17 protein-coding genes are annotated in these 16,424 nt (G+C 65.7%); 8 read left to right on the plus strand and 9 right to left on the minus strand.

What is annotated here, in order from left to right:
• Positions 1-26: 26 nt before the first annotated feature.
• Positions 27-1,631, minus strand: coding sequence for a signal recognition particle protein (ffh, locus tag AC1DWU_RS02730; protein WP_477148416.1), 1,605 nt, complete (start codon positions 1,629-1,631; stop codon positions 27-29).
• Positions 1,632-1,890: 259 nt separating this feature from the next.
• Entirely contained in the window at positions 1,891-2,376 is a 486-nt protein-coding gene (locus tag AC1DWU_RS02735; protein WP_477148417.1) for a class I SAM-dependent methyltransferase, read from the minus strand.
• Between the two features lie 239 nt (positions 2,377-2,615).
• On the opposite strand from AC1DWU_RS02735, the gene AC1DWU_RS02740 reads away from it, so the two are divergent.
• The 6 genes from AC1DWU_RS02740 to AC1DWU_RS02765 all read left to right on the plus strand — a co-directional run bounded on the left by AC1DWU_RS02740 (position 2,616) and on the right by AC1DWU_RS02765 (position 8,394).
• Complete coding sequence (locus AC1DWU_RS02740; RefSeq protein ID WP_477148418.1) at positions 2,616-3,161, plus strand: DUF2087 domain-containing protein; 546 nt, start codon at positions 2,616-2,618, stop codon at positions 3,159-3,161.
• A gap of 10 nt (positions 3,162-3,171) precedes the next feature.
• A complete protein-coding gene (locus AC1DWU_RS02745; RefSeq protein ID WP_477148419.1) occupies positions 3,172-4,059 on the plus strand; it encodes an alpha/beta fold hydrolase in 888 nt (295 codons plus the stop codon).
• 102 nt (positions 4,060-4,161) lie between these two features.
• Positions 4,162-5,037 carry a diaminopimelate epimerase gene (dapF, locus tag AC1DWU_RS02750; protein ID WP_477148420.1) on the plus strand — a complete coding sequence of 292 codons (876 nt, stop codon included), beginning with the start codon at positions 4,162-4,164 and terminating at the stop codon, positions 5,035-5,037.
• Positions 5,037-6,302 (plus strand): tRNA (N(6)-L-threonylcarbamoyladenosine(37)-C(2))-methylthiotransferase MtaB, encoded by a 1,266-nt coding sequence (gene mtaB, locus AC1DWU_RS02755; RefSeq protein WP_477148421.1) that lies wholly within the window; start codon positions 5,037-5,039, stop codon positions 6,300-6,302. The genes dapF and mtaB overlap by 1 nt, the downstream gene beginning before the upstream one ends.
• Positions 6,302-7,771: a signal recognition particle-docking protein FtsY gene (ftsY, locus tag AC1DWU_RS02760; protein ID WP_477148422.1), complete on the plus strand. Its 1,470-nt coding sequence runs from the start codon at positions 6,302-6,304 to the stop codon at positions 7,769-7,771. Before mtaB ends, ftsY begins: the two co-directional genes overlap by 1 nt.
• Positions 7,768-8,394: a septation protein A gene (locus tag AC1DWU_RS02765; RefSeq protein WP_477148423.1), complete on the plus strand. Its 627-nt coding sequence runs from the start codon at positions 7,768-7,770 to the stop codon at positions 8,392-8,394. Before ftsY ends, AC1DWU_RS02765 begins: the two co-directional genes overlap by 4 nt.
• Positions 8,395-8,463: 69 nt before the next feature.
• On the opposite strand, the gene AC1DWU_RS02770 is transcribed toward AC1DWU_RS02765, so the two are convergent.
• From AC1DWU_RS02770 to ccmA, 6 genes are all read right to left on the minus strand, one after another.
• Positions 8,464-8,832 (minus strand): hypothetical protein, encoded by a 369-nt coding sequence (locus AC1DWU_RS02770; protein ID WP_477148424.1) that lies wholly within the window; start codon positions 8,830-8,832, stop codon positions 8,464-8,466.
• Between the two features lie 78 nt (positions 8,833-8,910).
• Positions 8,911-9,459, minus strand: a complete 549-nt coding sequence (locus AC1DWU_RS02775; protein WP_477148509.1) for a DsbE family thiol:disulfide interchange protein — start codon at positions 9,457-9,459, stop codon at positions 8,911-8,913.
• Positions 9,447-9,620: a heme exporter protein CcmD gene (gene ccmD, locus AC1DWU_RS02780; protein WP_477148425.1), complete on the minus strand. Its 174-nt coding sequence runs from the start codon at positions 9,618-9,620 to the stop codon at positions 9,447-9,449. The genes AC1DWU_RS02775 and ccmD overlap by 13 nt, the downstream gene beginning before the upstream one ends.
• On the minus strand, positions 9,617-10,381 hold the full coding sequence (locus tag AC1DWU_RS02785; RefSeq protein ID WP_477148426.1) for a heme ABC transporter permease: 765 nt from the start codon (positions 10,379-10,381) through the stop codon (positions 9,617-9,619). The genes ccmD and AC1DWU_RS02785 overlap by 4 nt, the downstream gene beginning before the upstream one ends.
• 10 nt (positions 10,382-10,391) lie before the next feature.
• Positions 10,392-11,045 carry a heme exporter protein CcmB gene (gene ccmB, locus AC1DWU_RS02790; protein WP_477148427.1) on the minus strand — a complete coding sequence of 218 codons (654 nt, stop codon included), beginning with the start codon at positions 11,043-11,045 and terminating at the stop codon, positions 10,392-10,394.
• Positions 11,042-11,680, minus strand: a complete 639-nt coding sequence (gene ccmA, locus AC1DWU_RS02795; protein WP_477148428.1) for a heme ABC exporter ATP-binding protein CcmA — start codon at positions 11,678-11,680, stop codon at positions 11,042-11,044. The genes ccmB and ccmA overlap by 4 nt, the downstream gene beginning before the upstream one ends.
• A 169-nt stretch (positions 11,681-11,849) precedes the next feature.
• On the opposite strand from ccmA, the gene acnA reads away from it, so the two are divergent.
• Entirely contained in the window at positions 11,850-14,615 is a 2,766-nt protein-coding gene (acnA, locus tag AC1DWU_RS02800) for an aconitate hydratase AcnA (RefSeq protein WP_477148429.1), read from the plus strand.
• On the opposite strand, the gene AC1DWU_RS02805 is transcribed toward acnA, so the two are convergent.
• Positions 14,612-15,313 carry a class I SAM-dependent methyltransferase gene (locus tag AC1DWU_RS02805; protein ID WP_477148430.1) on the minus strand — a complete coding sequence of 234 codons (702 nt, stop codon included), beginning with the start codon at positions 15,311-15,313 and terminating at the stop codon, positions 14,612-14,614. The genes acnA and AC1DWU_RS02805 overlap by 4 nt on opposite strands.
• A 199-nt stretch (positions 15,314-15,512) precedes the next feature.
• On the opposite strand from AC1DWU_RS02805, the gene AC1DWU_RS02810 reads away from it, so the two are divergent.
• A complete protein-coding gene (locus AC1DWU_RS02810; RefSeq protein ID WP_477148431.1) occupies positions 15,513-16,244 on the plus strand; it encodes a DUF1223 domain-containing protein in 732 nt (243 codons plus the stop codon).
• The last annotated feature ends 180 nt before the right edge of the window (positions 16,245-16,424 follow it).

The following is a 16,424-nucleotide window of genomic DNA, read 5'->3' on the forward strand; positions in this document are numbered from 1 at the left end:
TCAGTCCTTTGAGTTGATTTCGTCTGTTACTTTTTCTTCGGCACGAAGCCGCCACCGAGGCCCGGAAGGCCAGGGAAGCGCGGCGCGCCGCCAAGCCCGGGAAGTCCCGAGCCGGATTTGAGCAGCTGGCCGACATCGGTCGGCAGCTTGTTTTCGGTGAGTTGCTTCGGCGGAGCCGCCTGCTGCGGAATCGCCGCCGGGTCGATGCCCATACGACGCGCCAGCGCCTCGAGTTCCTTGGGGTCCATGGTGGACGGGTCCGGCATGTTGCCGAGCCCCGGCATCATCCCGCCCATCTTGCCGCCGAACATGCCGGCGAGCGAGCCCATGCCGCCCTTCGACACCTTCTTCATCATGTCCGCCATCTGGCGGTGCTGCTTCATCAGCTTGTTGACGTCTTCGACCTTGGTGCCCGAGCCATTGGCGATGCGGATGCGCCGCTTGGCGTTCAGCAGGTCCGGGTTCGCCCGCTCCGCCTTGGTCATCGAGTTGATGACGGCGATCTGCCGGTCGAACACCTTCTCGTCGATATTGGCGCCGGCCATCGCCTTCTTCATCTGGCCCATGCCCGGCATCATGTTCATGAGCGAACCCATGCCGCCCATTTTCTTCATCTGCAGCAGCTGGCCGCGCAGATCCTCCAGGTCGAAGACGCCCTTCTTGAGCTTCTTCGCCATCTTCTGCGCGTCTTCGGCAGTGACGTTCTGCGCCGCCTTCTCGACCAGGCTGACAATGTCGCCCATGCCGAGGATGCGGTCGGCGATGCGCGAGGGATGGAAATCCTCGAGCGCATCCATCTTTTCGCCGGTACCGAGCAGCTTGATCGGCTTACCGGTCGCCGCCCGCATCGAAAGCGCGGCGCCGCCACGGCCATCGCCGTCGACACGCGTCAAAACGATACCGGTGATATCCACCCGCGCATCGAACGAACGCGCCAGGTTCACCGCGTCCTGGCCGGTCAGCGAGTCCGCGACCAGGAGGATTTCGTGCGGATCGGTAGCGGCCTTCACCGCCGCCGTCTCTTCCATCAGCTCTTCGTCGATATGCGTGCGACCCGCCGTATCGAGGATCAGCACGTCATAGCCGCCGAGCTTGCCCTCGCGCTGCGCGCGCCTGGCGATATCGACCGGCTTTTCGTTCTGCTGGATCGGCAGCGTATCGACGCCGATCTGCTCGCCCAGCACCCTGAGCTGCTCCTTCGCCGCCGGGCGGCGATCGTCGAGCGAGGCCATCAGGACCTTCTTGCCCTGACGCTCCTTCATCCGCTTCGCCAGCTTGGCCGAAAGCGTGGTCTTGCCCGCGCCCTGCAGGCCCACCATCAGCATGGTCATCGGCGGCGTGGTGTTGAAGTCGATCGGCACCTGCGTTTCGCCGAGCACCTTGACCAGCTCGTCGTGGACGATCTTGACCACCTGCTGGCCCGGCGTCACCGAGCGGGTAACCTCCGCGCCAACGGCGCGCTCGCGCACCTGCTCGACGAACGCCCGCACCACTTCCAGCGACACGTCGGCCTCGAGCAGCGCCCGGCGCACTTCGCGCAGCGCCGCATCCACGTCGCTCTCGTTAAGAGCGCCGCGGCCCCTGAGGCCCTCGAAGATTTTCCCAAGCCGGTCGCTAAGGCTTTCGAACATTTTTGTTCCTTTGGTTCCGCAGCATGGATGCCTCGGACCCGGAGATAGGTAGTCTTGGTCGATCCCGCCATCCGAGGACGGCGCCATCGGCGCAAACGCCAAACCCACCCGAGGGCGCATCGCGCTGTCGGGTGTTAGCCTCCGGGATCTCTTTATACCTTTGCGGGTCCCGGTCGGCAGTCAGGCGTTCGAACCTGATGAATTGTCGCGGTCGATAGAGAGGAAATGGGGCGGAGTCAAGGAAGAGGGCGCACTGCCCTCAAGCGATCCGCCGCCCTTGCACGGCAACGATACCCTCAACGAGCAGAGTATCGACCTCGAACCCCACGCCAACGAGGCTCGCTGCAGCCTGCATAGCAAATCGCTCCGCAGTACGGATAGCCGGCGCCTCCAGCACGAGCACGATCCGCCCACCTACCTTCAGCACTTTGCGGAACGCGGGCGCCCAGCCAAGGTCGGCATGCCGGGGAAAATCGACGTTCACCGCGAATGCCGCATCGAATGTGCCGAGGTCCAGCGTCTCGAACTCGCTTTCGAACGCCGTCAGCCGCCCGAGGCCGGCGTTCCGCTTGATGCAGGCCTCGACCATCTTGCCCGAGCGATCGACCGCCACGACGTCAGCGCCCGCGGCAAGCACCAGGCCGGTCGCGATGCCGTGCCCGCAACCGATTTCCAGCACGCTTTCGCCGCGCCTCGGCGCCAGCAATTCCACCGCCCAGCGATGACGTTTCGCGATCTCCGCCAAGCACGACTCCCCTTTTCGCAACGAAATAACCCGGCCGAACGTGACCTGAACATGGCCGTTGCCCGCTTTCCCCAGCAGCGCTACATCTTGGCTGGGTCTGCAGTTCACCCAGGCGTCGCCGCCCCATCCGGGGAGCTAAACCTGCCTCATATCCGAGCCCAGCACTTATCCCCGTGCCAACTCGCAAGCCGGCGGCCACGACATCTCCTCCGGGGGATTGGCACTACGAGGATGAGTTGATGTCCAGAACTGCTGTCCCCCTGCGGGTGGACGACCTGTCGCCCTTCGCCAAGACGCTCCGCCAGAGCCTCTCACAACACGAAGGCATCCCCAGCCATGTCGAACTGCTGAACCTGCTGGCGAAAGCCGCCGGCTTCTCAAACTACCAGCACCTGCGCGCCGATGCCGGCACCGCCGGCCGCCTGGCCAGCGCGGCCGAAGCGGCACCCCGTGCTGACCTCACACAGGTCGAGAAGGCGGCGCGCTATTTCGACGATGGCGGCGTGCTGCAAAGCTGGCCGGCCCGCTTCAATCTGCAGCTGCTGTGCCTCTGGGTGCTGTGGTCGCGCCTGCCGCCCGACACCAGCTACACCGAACGCGAGATCAGCGACCTCTTGCGCGATTGGCACGAGTTCGGCGACCACGCCCTGCTCCGCCGCGCCATGTACGAAGCCAAGCTCGTCGACCGCACCATCGACGGCCGTGACTACCGCCGCATCGAGCAAGCCCCGCCGCCCGAGCTCAAACCGCTGCTCGCCCACCTCGCCGCCCGCGCGGCCGGCTGAGGCAACGGCAATGTCTCACGTGAATCACACCGCCCTCGCGGCAGGGCCTGAGCCCAGGCGTATCGAGACCGCGCTCGGGCCGGTCGAGTACGCCGACACCGGCAGCGGTCCGGCGATGATCTGCCTGCATGGCGCAATGGGCGGCTGGGACCAGTCCTTGCTGCTCGGTCGTGCGCTGCTTTCCGGACCGGACCGCTTCCGCATCCTCGCGCTGTCGCGACCTGGCTATCTGGGCACGCCGCTGTCTACGGGCGCGACGCCAGATCAGCAGGCCGACGCTTTCGCCGCCCTGCTCGACGGGCTGGGGATCGATACGGCCTGGGTCGCGGCGATTTCGGGCGGCGGACCTTCAGCGCTGGCCTTCGCGCTCAACCACCCGGATCGCTGCCGCGGCCTCATCATGGTGTCGGCTCCCACCGGGCAGCACGCGCCGCCGGTCAACACCGTCTCACGGTTGCGCACCATGGCGTTCCTCGTACGTATCCCCGGCGTTGCGGCACTACTGCGTCGCAGGGCAGCAAGATCCGATCCCGATCGGACCGCGCGGCGGGCAATTGCCGATCCTGCGCTGCTCCAGCGGACCCTCGCCAACTTCGAAGCCATGGCAATGCTGGCGGCTGTACGGGCGAGCATTGCCGACCGGCTGGTCGATCGCATCCCGGGCACCTTGTCCGACATCGCCGGGAACGCCGATATGCTGCCCTTCCCCTTCGAGCGGCTCACCGTGCCCGTACTCGGTCTCTATGGGGATGCCGACGCCGTCGTCGCCCATCGCTACGGCGAAGCCCTGCTTAGCGCACCACACGCCCGATTGGTGACATTGAAGGGCGGCGAACACTTTGCCCTCTTCACCCACCTCGAGGACGTGCGGCACGAGGTCGAAGCCTTCATCCGTTGACGCGTACCCGGCAACGATCGGCAAGGTCTGCGCCCCGCCACTGGCAATTTGGCGTCACTTCCGCCATATACACCCACAACTGAGACCCAGCAGGTCACGCATATGTCCACGGCCCCATTCCTCAAGATGAACGGGCTCGGCAACGAGATCATCGTCGCCGACATGCGTGGTCGTGCCGATCGCGTTACCCCGGCCGCCGCCGTAGCCATCAATGCCGACCCGGCCACCCGCTACGACCAGATCATGGCCATCCATGATCCGCGTACCCCGGGCACCGCCCATTACATCGAGATCATCAACTCCGATGGCTCGCTGGCCCAGGCCTGCGGCAACGGCATGCGCTGCGTCGTGCAGGCGCTCTCGGCCGAGACCGGCCAGAAGCACTTCGTCTTTGAAACCCTCGCCGGCATTTTGACCGGCGATGAGCACGCGGATGGCCTCATCACCGTCGACATGGGCAAGCCCCGTTTCGGCTGGGAAGAGATCCCGCTGGCCGAGGAGTTCTACGACACCACTGGCATCGAGCTGCAGATCGGGCCGATTGATGCACCCGTACTGCACACCCCCTCGGTCGCCTCAATGGGCAACCCGCACGCCACCTTCTGGGTCGAGGACGACGTCTGGAACTACGCGCTCGATCGCTTCGGCCCGCTGCTCGAAAACCACCCGATCTTCCCCGAGCGCGCCAATATCTCCATCGCCCAGGTCGTCGCCCCTGATCACATCATCCTTCGCACCTGGGAACGTGGCGCCGGTCTCACCCGCGCCTGCGGCACGGCCGCCTGCGCCGCCCTGGTCAATGGCGCCCGCACCCATCGCACCGGCCGCAAGGCCACTGTGACCCTCCCCGGCGGCGATCTCATCATCGAGTGGCGCGCCGACGACCATGTGCTGCTCACTGGCCCGGCCGAGTTCGAGTTCTCCGGCACCTTCGAGCCCTTCACCGGCACCTGGACCCGGGACCAGGTGGACGCCTGATGTCCATCGAAACGCTGACCTTCGGCTGTCGCCTCAACGCCTATGAAGGCGAAGTGATGAAGGCCGAAGCCGAAAAGGCCGGGCTCGACAACACCATCATCATCAACACCTGCGCCGTCACCGCCGAAGCTGTCCGGCAGGCCAAGCAAGCCATCCGCAAGGCCAAGCGCGACAATCCCGAGCGCCGCATCATCGTCACGGGCTGCGCCGCGCAAACCGAAGCGCGCTCCTTCGGCGACATGACCGAAGTCGATCTCGTCATCGGCAATGCCGACAAGCTGAAGTCGGAAAGCTATGCCCCCATAGCATTCGGCCTGCCCCTCAACGACAAGGTCCAGGTCAACGACATCATGTCGGTCAAGGAGACCGCCGGTCACCTGATCGAGGCCATGGACGGCCGCACCCGCGCCTTCGTCCAGGTCCAGAACGGCTGCGATCACCGCTGCACCTTCTGCATCATCCCGTTCGGCCGCGGGCCGTCGCGGTCAGTGCCAATGGGCCTCGTCGTCGAGCAGATCAAGAAGCTCGTCGGCAACGGCTACCGCGAGGTCGTGCTCACCGGGGTCGACATCACCTCCTACGGCCCCGACCTGCCCGGCACGCCGACGCTCGGCAAGCTGGTCCAGCAGATCCTGCGCCACGTCCCCGACTTGCCGCGGCTGCGTATCTCGTCGATCGACTCGATCGAGGCTGATCCGGCCTTCTATGACGCCATAGCGTCCGACCGTCGCCTGATGCCGCATCTGCATTTGAGCCTGCAGTCGGGCGACGACATGATCCTGAAGCGCATGAAGCGGCGGCACCTCCGCGACGATGCCTTTGCCGTGGTCGACAAGCTCCGCTCGCTCCGCCCCGACATCGTCTTCGGCGCCGACATCATTGCCGGCTTCCCCACTGAGACCGATGAGATGTTCGAGAACTCGCTCGAGTTCATCGAAACGGCCAATCTCACCTACATCCACGCCTTCCCCTATTCGCCCCGCCCGGGCACGCCGGCGGCGCGTATGCCGCAGGTGGACAAGCGCGTGGCCAAGGAGCGCGCCGCGCGCCTCCGCGCCCTCGGCGAAGCCCAGTTCGAAAAGCTCGCCGCCTCCCGGATCGGCCAGATCGAGTCCATCCTGGTCGAAAAGGACGGGATCGGACGCCAGGAGCAGTTCATTACCTGTTCATTGCCCGGTCATCAGGCCGGTGAAATTGTGACAGCCCGTATTACCCATTTCGCGGATGGCAACCTCGTCGGCGAACCACTGAGGACCGCTGCCTGATGGCCGAAAAGAAAAAGGGCTTCTTCCAGCGCCTGTTCGGCGGCGGCGACGCCCCGCCGCCGGCCCGCGAGCACTCGGTCGCCGAAGACCTGGAAGCCGACATCGTCCTCGACGAGGTCGTCGAAGCCGCCCCCCTCGTCCTGCCGCCCGACCAGGAGATCGCCCTCGAAGAGGCAATGCACGACGCTGGCATGACCATCGAGGGTCCCGCTCCGGCGGCCCCGCCCGCGCCGCCTGCTCCTCCGGAGCCGCCTTCGAAGCCCGAACCCACCGTCGAAGACGAACTCGTCGCCGACATCATCCTCGACGACATCGTCGAAGCCGCGCCGCTCGTGCTGCCGCCCGATCAGGAAATCGCGCTCGAAGAAGCGCTGCACGATGAAGGCCTGACGATCGAAGCACCGGTCGAGGAAGTCGCCCCCGAGCCGCCCGCCGGCCCGCCCGAGGCGACGCCCGCCTATATCGAGGAAATCGAGGAACAGCAGGCCCCCGAACCTGCACCGATCCTACCGGTTCCGACCCCTGTCGCCCCCACCGAGCCGCCGAAGAAGCAGGGCTGGCTGCAGCGTCTCGCCTCCGGCCTGAAGCGGTCGTCCGACCAGCTCACCGGCTCGATCGCCGCCGTCTTCACCAAGAAGAAGCTCGATCAGGCGATGCTCGATGACCTCGAGGACATCCTGATCCAGTCCGATTTCGGCGTCGACATGGCGACCACCGTCACCGAGGCACTGCGCCGCGACCGCTTCGACCGCGACATCTCGTCGGACGAAGTCCGCGAGGTGCTGGCCACCGAGATCGTCAATGTGCTCGAGCCCGTCGCCCAGCCGCTCAACATCGATGCCGGCCAGAAGCCTTACGTCATCCTGATGGTCGGGGTGAATGGCACCGGCAAGACCACCACCATCGGCAAGCTCGCGAGCCTCTACGGCGCGCAAGGCAAGAAAGTGATGCTCGCCGCCGGCGACACCTTCCGCGCCGCTGCGATCGAGCAGCTGCAGGTCTGGGGCCAGCGCACCGGCGCCCCCGTCGTCACCAAGCCCGCCGGCTCCGACGCTTCCGGCCTCGCCTACGAGGCGGTGGAACGCGCCAAGGCCGAGGGCGCCGACATCCTCATTATCGACACTGCCGGGCGCCTGCAGAACCGCGATGAGTTGATGAGCGAGCTCGAAAAGATCATCCGCGTCATCAAGAAGGTCGAGCCGTCGGCGCCGCACGCCACGCTCCTCACCCTCGACGCCACGACCGGCCAGAACGCCCTTAATCAGGTCGAAATCTTCGGCAAACGTGCCGGCGTTACCGGGCTGGTCATGACCAAGCTCGATGGCACGGCGCGCGGCGGCATCCTTGTGGCCATCGCCAGCAAGTTCGCCCTGCCTGTACACTTTATCGGCGTCGGCGAAGGCGTCGACAACCTAGAGGCGTTCGCGGCCCGCGACTTCGCCGCCGCGATCGCGAGGACTGCACAATGACCGACGACAGCAAGCCAGCCGAAGTGAACTGGCACGAGCTCCGCCCGCAGATCGTCAAGATCGCGCTCGAACTCGGCCCGCTGCTGGTGTTCTTCTTCGTCAACGCCAACTACGACATCTTCACCGCCACCGCCTGGTTCATGGGCGCCATGGTGGTGTCGCTGGTGCTCAGCTGGCTGATCCTGAAGAAGGTCGCCATCATGCCGCTGGTCACCGGCGTCGTGGTGCTGATCTTCGGCTCGCTCACGCTGCTGTTGAAGGACGACACCTTCATCAAGATGAAGCCGACCATCGTCGACACCCTGTTCGGCGTCACCCTGCTCGGCGGCCTCATCTGGGGCCAGTCGCTGCTGAAATACGTCTTCGGCGACGTCTACAAGCTGAAGCCCGAAGGCTGGCGCCGGCTCACCATCAACTGGGGCCTGTTCTTCCTGTTCCTCGCTGTCGCCAACGAGGTGGTCTGGCGCATGTTCGACACCAATTTCTGGGTGGCGTTCAAGGTCTGGGGCGTCATGCCCATCACCATCGTGTTCTCGATGCTGCAGCTGCCGCTGCTCACCAAGTACGCGCCCGATCCCAAGGAGCCCATCGAGGTCATCCCCCCGATGGACCCGCTGCCGTAATCCACCCCCGCCTGGCGGGGGGAGGCGGACCACCCGAAGGGTGGTGGAGGGGGCGTTGCTGGCTCAGAGCTAGTGCTTGATCAGCTCGTCCTTGGTGACATTGAGCGTCATGCCGTCGCTCGACACTGAGTCGATCTGATCCGGCATCACGTAGCGATCCGCCTGGAACAGCCCGTCGGCATCGATCCGCACGAAACCCTGGTGCACCAGCCGGTCGCGCAGTTCCTCGGGCACGTTGTCGCTGGTGAACGCCTTGGCGATCACGTCGAACAGGTTGACGTCATCGCGGTCCCGGCGCGGCCCGCTGGCCTCGACCTCCAGGGTATCCGGGTCGTCGTCACCGAACTGCACCCATTCGACCTTGCCGATCTCATGGTGCTCGCGATCGAACACCCGCATCCCCTGCTCGACAAAACGCAGGCTGGCACTGGTTTGCATGGCACTATCTCCTCATGGCTCCGCCGCTCGGAGCCGCGCGAGACAAATGAGGATGACGGGGTCGGGGTTCCCGAAAGCTCAGCCGGCCTTTGCCTTGTCGATCGCCGGTATCACTTCCCGCTCCAGTGATTCCAGTGTCATCGGCCCAATGTGCTTGTAGGTGATGATCCCCGCCGCATTGACGATGAAGGTCTCGGGCACGCCATAGACACCCCAATCGATCGAGGCGCGCCCGTCCCTGTCGGCGCCCACCGCTTCATAGGGGTTGCCGAGTTCGGCAAGGAACGCCCGGGCATTCTCCGGCGCATCCTTCTGGTTGATGCCGACCAACCGCACGCCGGTGCGCCTCAGCAGTTCCATCAGCACCGGATGCTCGTCGCGGCAGGGAATGCACCAGCTGGCGAATACGTTCACCACCGTCACCTGCCCCTCGAGCAGCGACGGGATGATGCCGTTGCGGTCGAGCCCCTCGACGGCCGGCAATGTGGTCACCGGCGCCGGCTTGTTGATCAGCACCGAGCGCACGAGGCTGGGGTCGCGGTCCATGTTCATCGCGAACACGGCCACCAGCCCGACCAGCAGCAGCAGCGGCAATACCGCGAGAAGAATGCGCCTCAAGTGTTCGATCCTGCCGAACGCCGCCGAATCCCGGCCTTGTCGAGATCGGCCAACCGCTGCTTCACTCGTCGTGCGTCCCACGCCACATAGGCGATGAGCCCCAGCGTCAGCACGGCGACGCCCGCATAGGCCCAGACGATGAATTCGAGATGCGCGCCTTCGCCGATCATTTGGCGGCTCCCTGCAAGGCCGCCTGCCGGCTCAGCGTCTCGGCCCGGCGGCGCAGGATCTCGGTCCGCATCCGCACCACCTGCAGCAGCGCGAACAGCAGCGTGAACGCCAGCATCATCACCAACAGCGGCGTCAGGATCGAACCCGGCATCTTCGGGCCGGACGCGGTGAAGACGCTCGCCGGCTGATGCAGTGTGTTCCACCAGTCGACCGAGAACTTGATCACTGGAATGTTCAGCGCCCCGACCAGCGTCACGATGGCAACGACCCGCCCGGCCTTCAGCTGGTCGTCGAATGCCCGCCACAGTGCGATGATGCCGAGATAGATCAGCAGCAGCACGAGGGTGGAGGTCATCCGCCCGTCCCACTCCCAGAACGTGCCCCAGGTCGGCCGGCCCCACAGCGAGCCGGTGTAGAGCGCCAACGCCGTGAACACTGCGCCAAGCGGCGCCGCCGCCTTGTTGGCGACGTCGGCGAGCGGATGCCGCCACACCAGCGAGCCCAGCGCCGAAACCGCCATCACCCCGTAGACCAGCTGGCTCAGCCAGGCGTTTGGCACGTGCACGTACATGACGCGCACCATGTCCCCCATCTGGTAGTCCTCGGGCGAGTTGAAGAACGCGAACCACAGGCCGATGGCAAAGCTCAGCGCGGTGGCAATCGCGAGCGGCCAGATCAGGTAGCGCGACCAGACAAGGAACTGCCCCGGATGCGCCAGGCGGCTGAACCAGTTGGGTTGTTTGACGGTATCGACGGACATGAACTTCGCTCTATTCCCCGGCCACGCGCAAGGCAAGCGCAGCCGCGAATGGCGAGAAGGCCGTCACCACGAGGCTGAGCGCAATGAGGAACAATGTCGCGCCACCCCCGGACAGCGGGTCCATCATCCCCACCCCGAAGATCATCACCGGAATGGCCAGCGGCAGGATCAGCACCGGTGCTATCAGCCCGCCGCGCCTGAGCCCCACGGTCACTGCGGCGCCCAGCGCTCCGAAACTCACCAGCGCCGGCGTGCCGATCAGCAACGCGAGCACGGTCTGCCCCCACTGTGCCCACGACATCGACAGCAGCAGCGCCAGCACCGGCGTCGCCACCAGCAGCGGCAGCGCCGTCACCAGCCAGTGCGCGATCACTTTTGCGGCAACCACCGCTTCGAGCGGCAGGCTTGAGTGCCGCAGCAAGGTCAGCGAGCCATCCTCATCATCGGCGCGAAACAGCCGGTCGAGCCCCAGCAGCATGGAGAGAAACGCCGCGATCCACACTATCCCCGGCGCCAGCCGGCTGAGCTGCGGCCGGTCCGGTCCGATGGCGAACGGCACGATCACCGCCACCATGATGAAGAACAGCACCAGCGTCAGCGCCTCGCCGCCGGCGCGAAACGCCAGCTTCAGGTCCCGCCCGATCAGCGCCCGGAACGCGCTCATGCGCCACCCCCGAGCACCAGCGTCTCGACGTCAGTCGCATCAGCCAGCGCCAGGTCATGGTGTGTCGCGATGACCGCTATGCCACTCCGCGCCCGATGCGCATCGATGAGCCGACCCAGTAGCGCCTCGCCCTCGGCGTCGAGCGCCGCGCTCGGCTCGTCCAGCAGCCAGATCGGCCGCTCTGTCACCAGGAGCCGTGCCAGCCCCAGCCGCCGCAACTGCCCCGATGACAAGTGACCGGCCTCCAAGACCCCGAGCCCGCCAATCCCCACAGCCTCCAGCGCCGCCTCGACCCCAAGCCCGGTTTCCCCGTTCATCGCCCGCCAGAACTTGAGGTTCTCGGTCACCGTCAGCCGCGGCTTCAACCCACTCTGATAGTTGAGCAGATGCATCGCAGTGCGCTCGATCCCCTCGATCGCCCCCCCATCCGGCCTGACAATCCCCGCCAACGTCATCAGCAATGTCGACTTGCCCACCCCGTTCGGCCCGCGCAGCAGCAGCACCCCGCCGGGGCCGACCTCGAACGCCAGGTCGGCGAACAGCAACCGCTCGCCCCGCCTGACGGTGAGCCCGCGCACCCGCAGCTGCGGTGCAAAAGCCTCGGAAACGGGCGGCGACTGGTTCATGGCCGCCATGCCTAATGAACCCAAGTCACCACTGGCAAGCGTCATGTAGTTTCTCTATAAGCCAGCCGTAGATTGGAATCCTTCCAGTCAGACGACCTTTGCCCCCGGTCCCACGGGCCTTTCCGGTCCGAGTTGAGCCAGGCGGCGCCTTGTAACACCAGCGCGTGAAGGCGATACCGTGACCTCGAAATCCCTCGACAGTTTCAAGTCCAGAACCACGATCACCGTCGGGGACAAGACCTACAGTTATTTCTCCATCCCGCTGGCGGAGAAAAACGGTCTGAAGGGCGTCTCGCAGCTGCCGCACTCGATGAAGGTGGTGCTGGAAAACCTGCTCCGCTTCGAGGATGGCATCACCGTCACCCGCGCCGATATCGAAGCCGTCGCCGATTGGCTCCGCACCCGCGTTTCCGAGCATGAAATCAGCTACCGCCCGGCCCGCGTGCTGATGCAGGATTTCACCGGCGTCCCCGCCGTGGTCGATCTGGCCGCCATGCGCGATGCCACCGCCAAGCTCGGCGCCGATCCGCAGAAGATCAACCCGCTGGTTCCCGTCGACCTGGTCATCGATCACTCGGTGATGGTCGACAGCTTCGGCACCCCGCTGAGCTTCCTCCAGAACGTCGATCTCGAATATGAGCGCAACGGCGAACGCTACGAGTTCCTGCGCTGGGGCCAGAAAGCCTTCGACAACTTCCGCGTCGTGCCGCCCGGCACCGGCATCTGCCACCAGGTGAACCTCGAATACCTGGCCCAGACCGTCTGGACCCGCCAGGACGAGACCTCGGGCGAACTCTACGCCTACCCTGACACATTGGTCGGCACAGACAGCCACACCACCATGGTCAACGGCCTCGCCGTGCTCGGCTGGGGCGTCGGCGGCATCGAGGCGGAAGCCGCCATGCTCGGGCAGCCCATCACCATGCTGATCCCCGAAGTCGTCGGCTTCAAGATGACCGGCAAGATCAACGAGGGCATCACCGCCACCGATCTGGTCCTCACCGTCACCGAGATGCTCCGCAAGAAGGGCGTCGTCGGCAAGTTTGTCGAGTTCTACGGCCCCGGCCTCGATTACCTGAGCCTCGAAGACCAGGCGACCATCGCCAACATGGCCCCCGAATACGGCGCTACCTGCGGGTTCTTCCCGGTCGACGAAGACACTCTCACTTACCTCGAGACCTCCGGCCGCGACGCCGACCGGGTCGCACTGGTGAAGGCCTATTCCGAGGCCCAGGGCATGTACCGCACCACGGCCTCGCCCGATCCGCTGTTCACCGATACGCTTGAGCTCGACCTCACGACCGTCGTTCCCTCGCTCTCCGGCCCCAAGCGCCCGCAGGACCGCGTCTCGCTGGTCGATGCCGCGCCGAAGTTCGCCGAGGCGATGAAGGATCTCGCCGGCGGCCGCAAGGAGCGCACCGCGCTGCCCGAGTCGCGTGGCGAGAGCCGCTTCGTCGATGAAGGCGCCACCGGCATCGACGACATCCCCGAGGAAGCCGCCTTCCCGGTGAAGGGTGCCTCCTACGGGATCGACGACGGCCATGTGGTGATCGCCGCCATCACCTCGTGCACCAACACCTCGAACCCGAACGTGCTGATCGCTGCCGGTCTCGTCGCCCGCAAGGCCCGCGCCAAGGGCCTCACCAGCAAGCCCTGGGTCAAGACCTCGCTCGCCCCCGGCTCGCAGGTGGTCACCGACTACCTCAACGCTGCCGGCCTTTCGGCCGATCTCGACGCGCTCGGCTTCAACCTCGTCGGCTATGGCTGCACCACCTGTATCGGCAACTCGGGCCCGCTGCCGGAAGCCATCTCCGAGTGCATCAACGCCAACGACCTCGTCGCGGCCTCAGTGCTCTCGGGCAACCGCAACTTCGAGGGCCGCGTGAACCCCGACGTGCGCGCCAACTACCTGGCCTCCCCGCCGCTGGTCGTCGCCTACGCCATCGCCGGTTCGATGAATGTGAACCTGACCACCGATCCGCTCGGCACCGGTTCGGATGGCCAGCCGGTCTATCTCAAGGACATCTGGCCGACCAACCAGGAGATCGCCGACATCGTTCGCACGGTGATCACCCCCAAGATGTTCCTCGGCCGCTACTCCGACGTATTCAAGGGCGACGAGAACTGGCAGGGCATCGCCGTCGACGGCGGCGAGACCTATCGCTGGAACTCCAGCTCCACCTATGTGCAGAACCCCCCGTATTTCGAGGGCCTGACCATGGAGCCGGCGCCGGTCACCGACATCCACGAGGCTCGCGTTCTCAGCCTCTTCCTCGACTCGATCACCACCGACCACATCTCGCCCGCCGGCTCGTTCAAGGCAGGCACCCCGGCCGGCAAGTACCTGGTCGACCGCCAGGTGGCGCCCAAGGACTTCAACTCCTACGGCGCCCGCCGCGGCAACCACGAAGTCATGATGCGCGGCACCTTCGCCAACATCCGCATCAAGAACCAGATGGTCCCCGGCGTCGAAGGCGGCTTCACCAAGGGCCCGACCGGCGAAGTCATGGCGATGTACGACGCCGCCATGGCCTACCAGAAGTCCGATACCCCGCTGGTGATCTTCGCCGGCAAGGAATACGGCACCGGTTCATCGCGGGACTGGGCTGCCAAGGGCACGCGCCTCCTCGGCGTCCGCGCCGTCATCGCCCAGAGCTTCGAGCGCATCCACCGCTCCAACCTCATCGGCATGGGCGTGTTGCCGCTGCAGTTCGCCGACGGCGAGAGCTGGCAGACCCTGCATCTCGACGGCACCGAGACCGTCTCGATCGAGGGCCTCACCACGCTGACCCCGCGCTCCACTGTCAAGGTGAGGATCGTCCGCGCCGACGGCCGCGTCGAGGAGATCTCGACCCGGTGCCGCATCGATACGATCAACGAACTCGAGTACTACCAGCACGGCGGCATCCTGCACTACGTGCTGCGTAACCTCGTCGCCGCCTAGGCTGTTGCCGGCGCTTCGATGAAATAGCAATTGCCCGCGGTGCGGACTTCGAGCCGCCCGTGGGCAAAGGCGAATTCGGTGACCGCCCGGCGCACCGGCAGCAGGTATCCCATGAACTGATGGTGCTCGAGGCCGGGGTTGAACTCCCAGTCGTCGCCGGCAATCGTCGCGCCCGGGAACAGGTGGAAGGCCAGCGTCAGGTCGTCATAGCACCCATGGAAGGTGTGCATCCCGTCGATGTAGATCAGGTCGGGCTTGAGCCCCATGGCAAACAGCTGCGGCAGCCCTTCGCCGGAGGTGGCGCGCAGTGGCAGCAGCCGGTCGCGCCATTCCCAGTTGAGGCTCATGAACACCCGGTAGTAGGAAAGCCCGTCCGCCTCTGCATGGGTGGCGATCTGCGGCCATTTCTTGCTGATATGCCGATAGTTCGCCGGCCACGGATCTATGGTGATCACCTGGGCATCGGGAAACTGCCTCAGGAAAAAGCGCGTGCTGCCGCCCAGTTCGCCGCCCACCTCCACGATGGTCTTGATCGGCTCGGTCCGGCTGGCGACGATCGCCTCGACCAGTTCGGCAAGTCCGCCGGTGGGCCGTCCGACCTCCGCCTCGCCCGCAAGCGCGGGGATGGGCCGTTCGGCGGGCCAGGTCTCGCGCATCGTTCCGTGGAGCTTTGCCGCGGTATCGATCATCGTGTCCATCGGGGCATCCTAGCAGGGTTCGCCGGCGAGCGTCGTTAAGCCACCCTTTCGCCAGTGCCGGGGATTGCGATCGGGTTTGCACCCTGCAAACGCAATTGGGCGCGCCCAGTTCCTGGGACTTTCCGGCACTTTTCCCCATCACGTAAGCTCGCGCCGATTTGACTCGCGCGGGACAAATGGCGTGCCTACAACCGTTCCCATGCTTTTTAGACAGTTACTTTGCGGCGCCTCCTTTTCGCTTGCCCTGATCGCTCCAGCCCTCGCCGGCGAGATCAAGCTTGCGCCCAAGGCCGTGCTCGAGCTGTTCACCTCGCAGGGCTGCTCGTCCTGCCCGAAGGCCGACGCCATGCTCGACGAGATGTCGAAACGCCCCGATGTCGTCGCCCTCGCCTACCACGTCGACTACTGGGACTATATCGGCTGGGAAGACACGTTCGGCGCCAAGGAGAACTCGCAGCACCAGCGCGACTATGCCGAGAGCTGGGGCTCCTCGCGCATCTTCACCCCGCAGATGGTGATCAACGGCAAGGGCGGCCTCGTCGGCTCGAAGCGTGACGCGGTCAACACCGCGCTTGGTGGCGCCACCCTGCCGCTCGACGTCAAGCTCGTCGCCGCCGCCAACGATATGCTGCAGGTCTCGGTGCCGGCCAACCCGGCGCATGGCGACGCCATGATCTGGCTTGTCACCTTCCTCGATCGCGCCGATGTCGCCATCGAGCGCGGCGAGAACGAAGGCAAACACGTCGCCTATTCGCAGATCGTCACCGGCCGCCAGGTGCTGGGCATGTGGAACCACGAGACCGGCGCCGAGCTGACGCTACCGCTCGCCGAAGCGTTGACCGGCCGCTCCAACGGCGCCGTCATCCTCATCCAGGAAGACCGCGACGGCCTCCCCGGCCCCATCCTCGGCGCCGCCAGCTTCACCCGCTGACCCGCACCGACCTCCCGTCAGCCTTCAGCCAGTCCCGGGCCGCGGCGCCTCGCCGCCATAACAAAACTCCCGCCAGCTTGCGCAGGCGGGAGGAGAATGACTGTGCATGTAAGAGGCGGCCGGCAAACGAGCATCGTGGTTTGGGGGCTCGGTCAGCCCGCTTGCCGGCCACTGGAGGCA

The sequence above is a fragment of the Devosia sp. P2_G7 genome, from assembly GCF_056403495.1.

Coding starts and splice junctions, on each gene's coding strand:
- ffh (WP_477148416.1), bottom strand. CDS start 1,631: ATGTTCGAAAGCCTTAGCGACCGGCTTGGGAAAATCTTCGAGGGCCTC.
- dapF (WP_477148420.1), top strand. CDS start 4,162: ATGTCCACGGCCCCATTCCTCAAGATGAACGGGCTCGGCAACGAGATC.
- AC1DWU_RS02785 (WP_477148426.1), bottom strand. CDS start 10,381: ATGTCCGTCGATACCGTCAAACAACCCAACTGGTTCAGCCGCCTGGCG.
- ccmD (WP_477148425.1), bottom strand. CDS start 9,620: ATGATCGGCGAAGGCGCGCATCTCGAATTCATCGTCTGGGCCTATGCG.
- AC1DWU_RS02740 (WP_477148418.1), top strand. CDS start 2,616: ATGTCCAGAACTGCTGTCCCCCTGCGGGTGGACGACCTGTCGCCCTTC.
- AC1DWU_RS02805 (WP_477148430.1), bottom strand. CDS start 15,313: ATGGACACGATGATCGATACCGCGGCAAAGCTCCACGGAACGATGCGC.
- ccmA (WP_477148428.1), bottom strand. CDS start 11,680: ATGGCGGCCATGAACCAGTCGCCGCCCGTTTCCGAGGCTTTTGCACCG.
- AC1DWU_RS02745 (WP_477148419.1), top strand. CDS start 3,172: ATGTCTCACGTGAATCACACCGCCCTCGCGGCAGGGCCTGAGCCCAGG.
- AC1DWU_RS02765 (WP_477148423.1), top strand. CDS start 7,768: ATGACCGACGACAGCAAGCCAGCCGAAGTGAACTGGCACGAGCTCCGC.
- mtaB (WP_477148421.1), top strand. CDS start 5,037: ATGTCCATCGAAACGCTGACCTTCGGCTGTCGCCTCAACGCCTATGAA.
- AC1DWU_RS02810 (WP_477148431.1), top strand. CDS start 15,513: ATGCTTTTTAGACAGTTACTTTGCGGCGCCTCCTTTTCGCTTGCCCTG.
- ftsY (WP_477148422.1), top strand. CDS start 6,302: ATGGCCGAAAAGAAAAAGGGCTTCTTCCAGCGCCTGTTCGGCGGCGGC.
- AC1DWU_RS02770 (WP_477148424.1), bottom strand. CDS start 8,832: ATGCAAACCAGTGCCAGCCTGCGTTTTGTCGAGCAGGGGATGCGGGTG.
- ccmB (WP_477148427.1), bottom strand. CDS start 11,045: ATGAGCGCGTTCCGGGCGCTGATCGGGCGGGACCTGAAGCTGGCGTTT.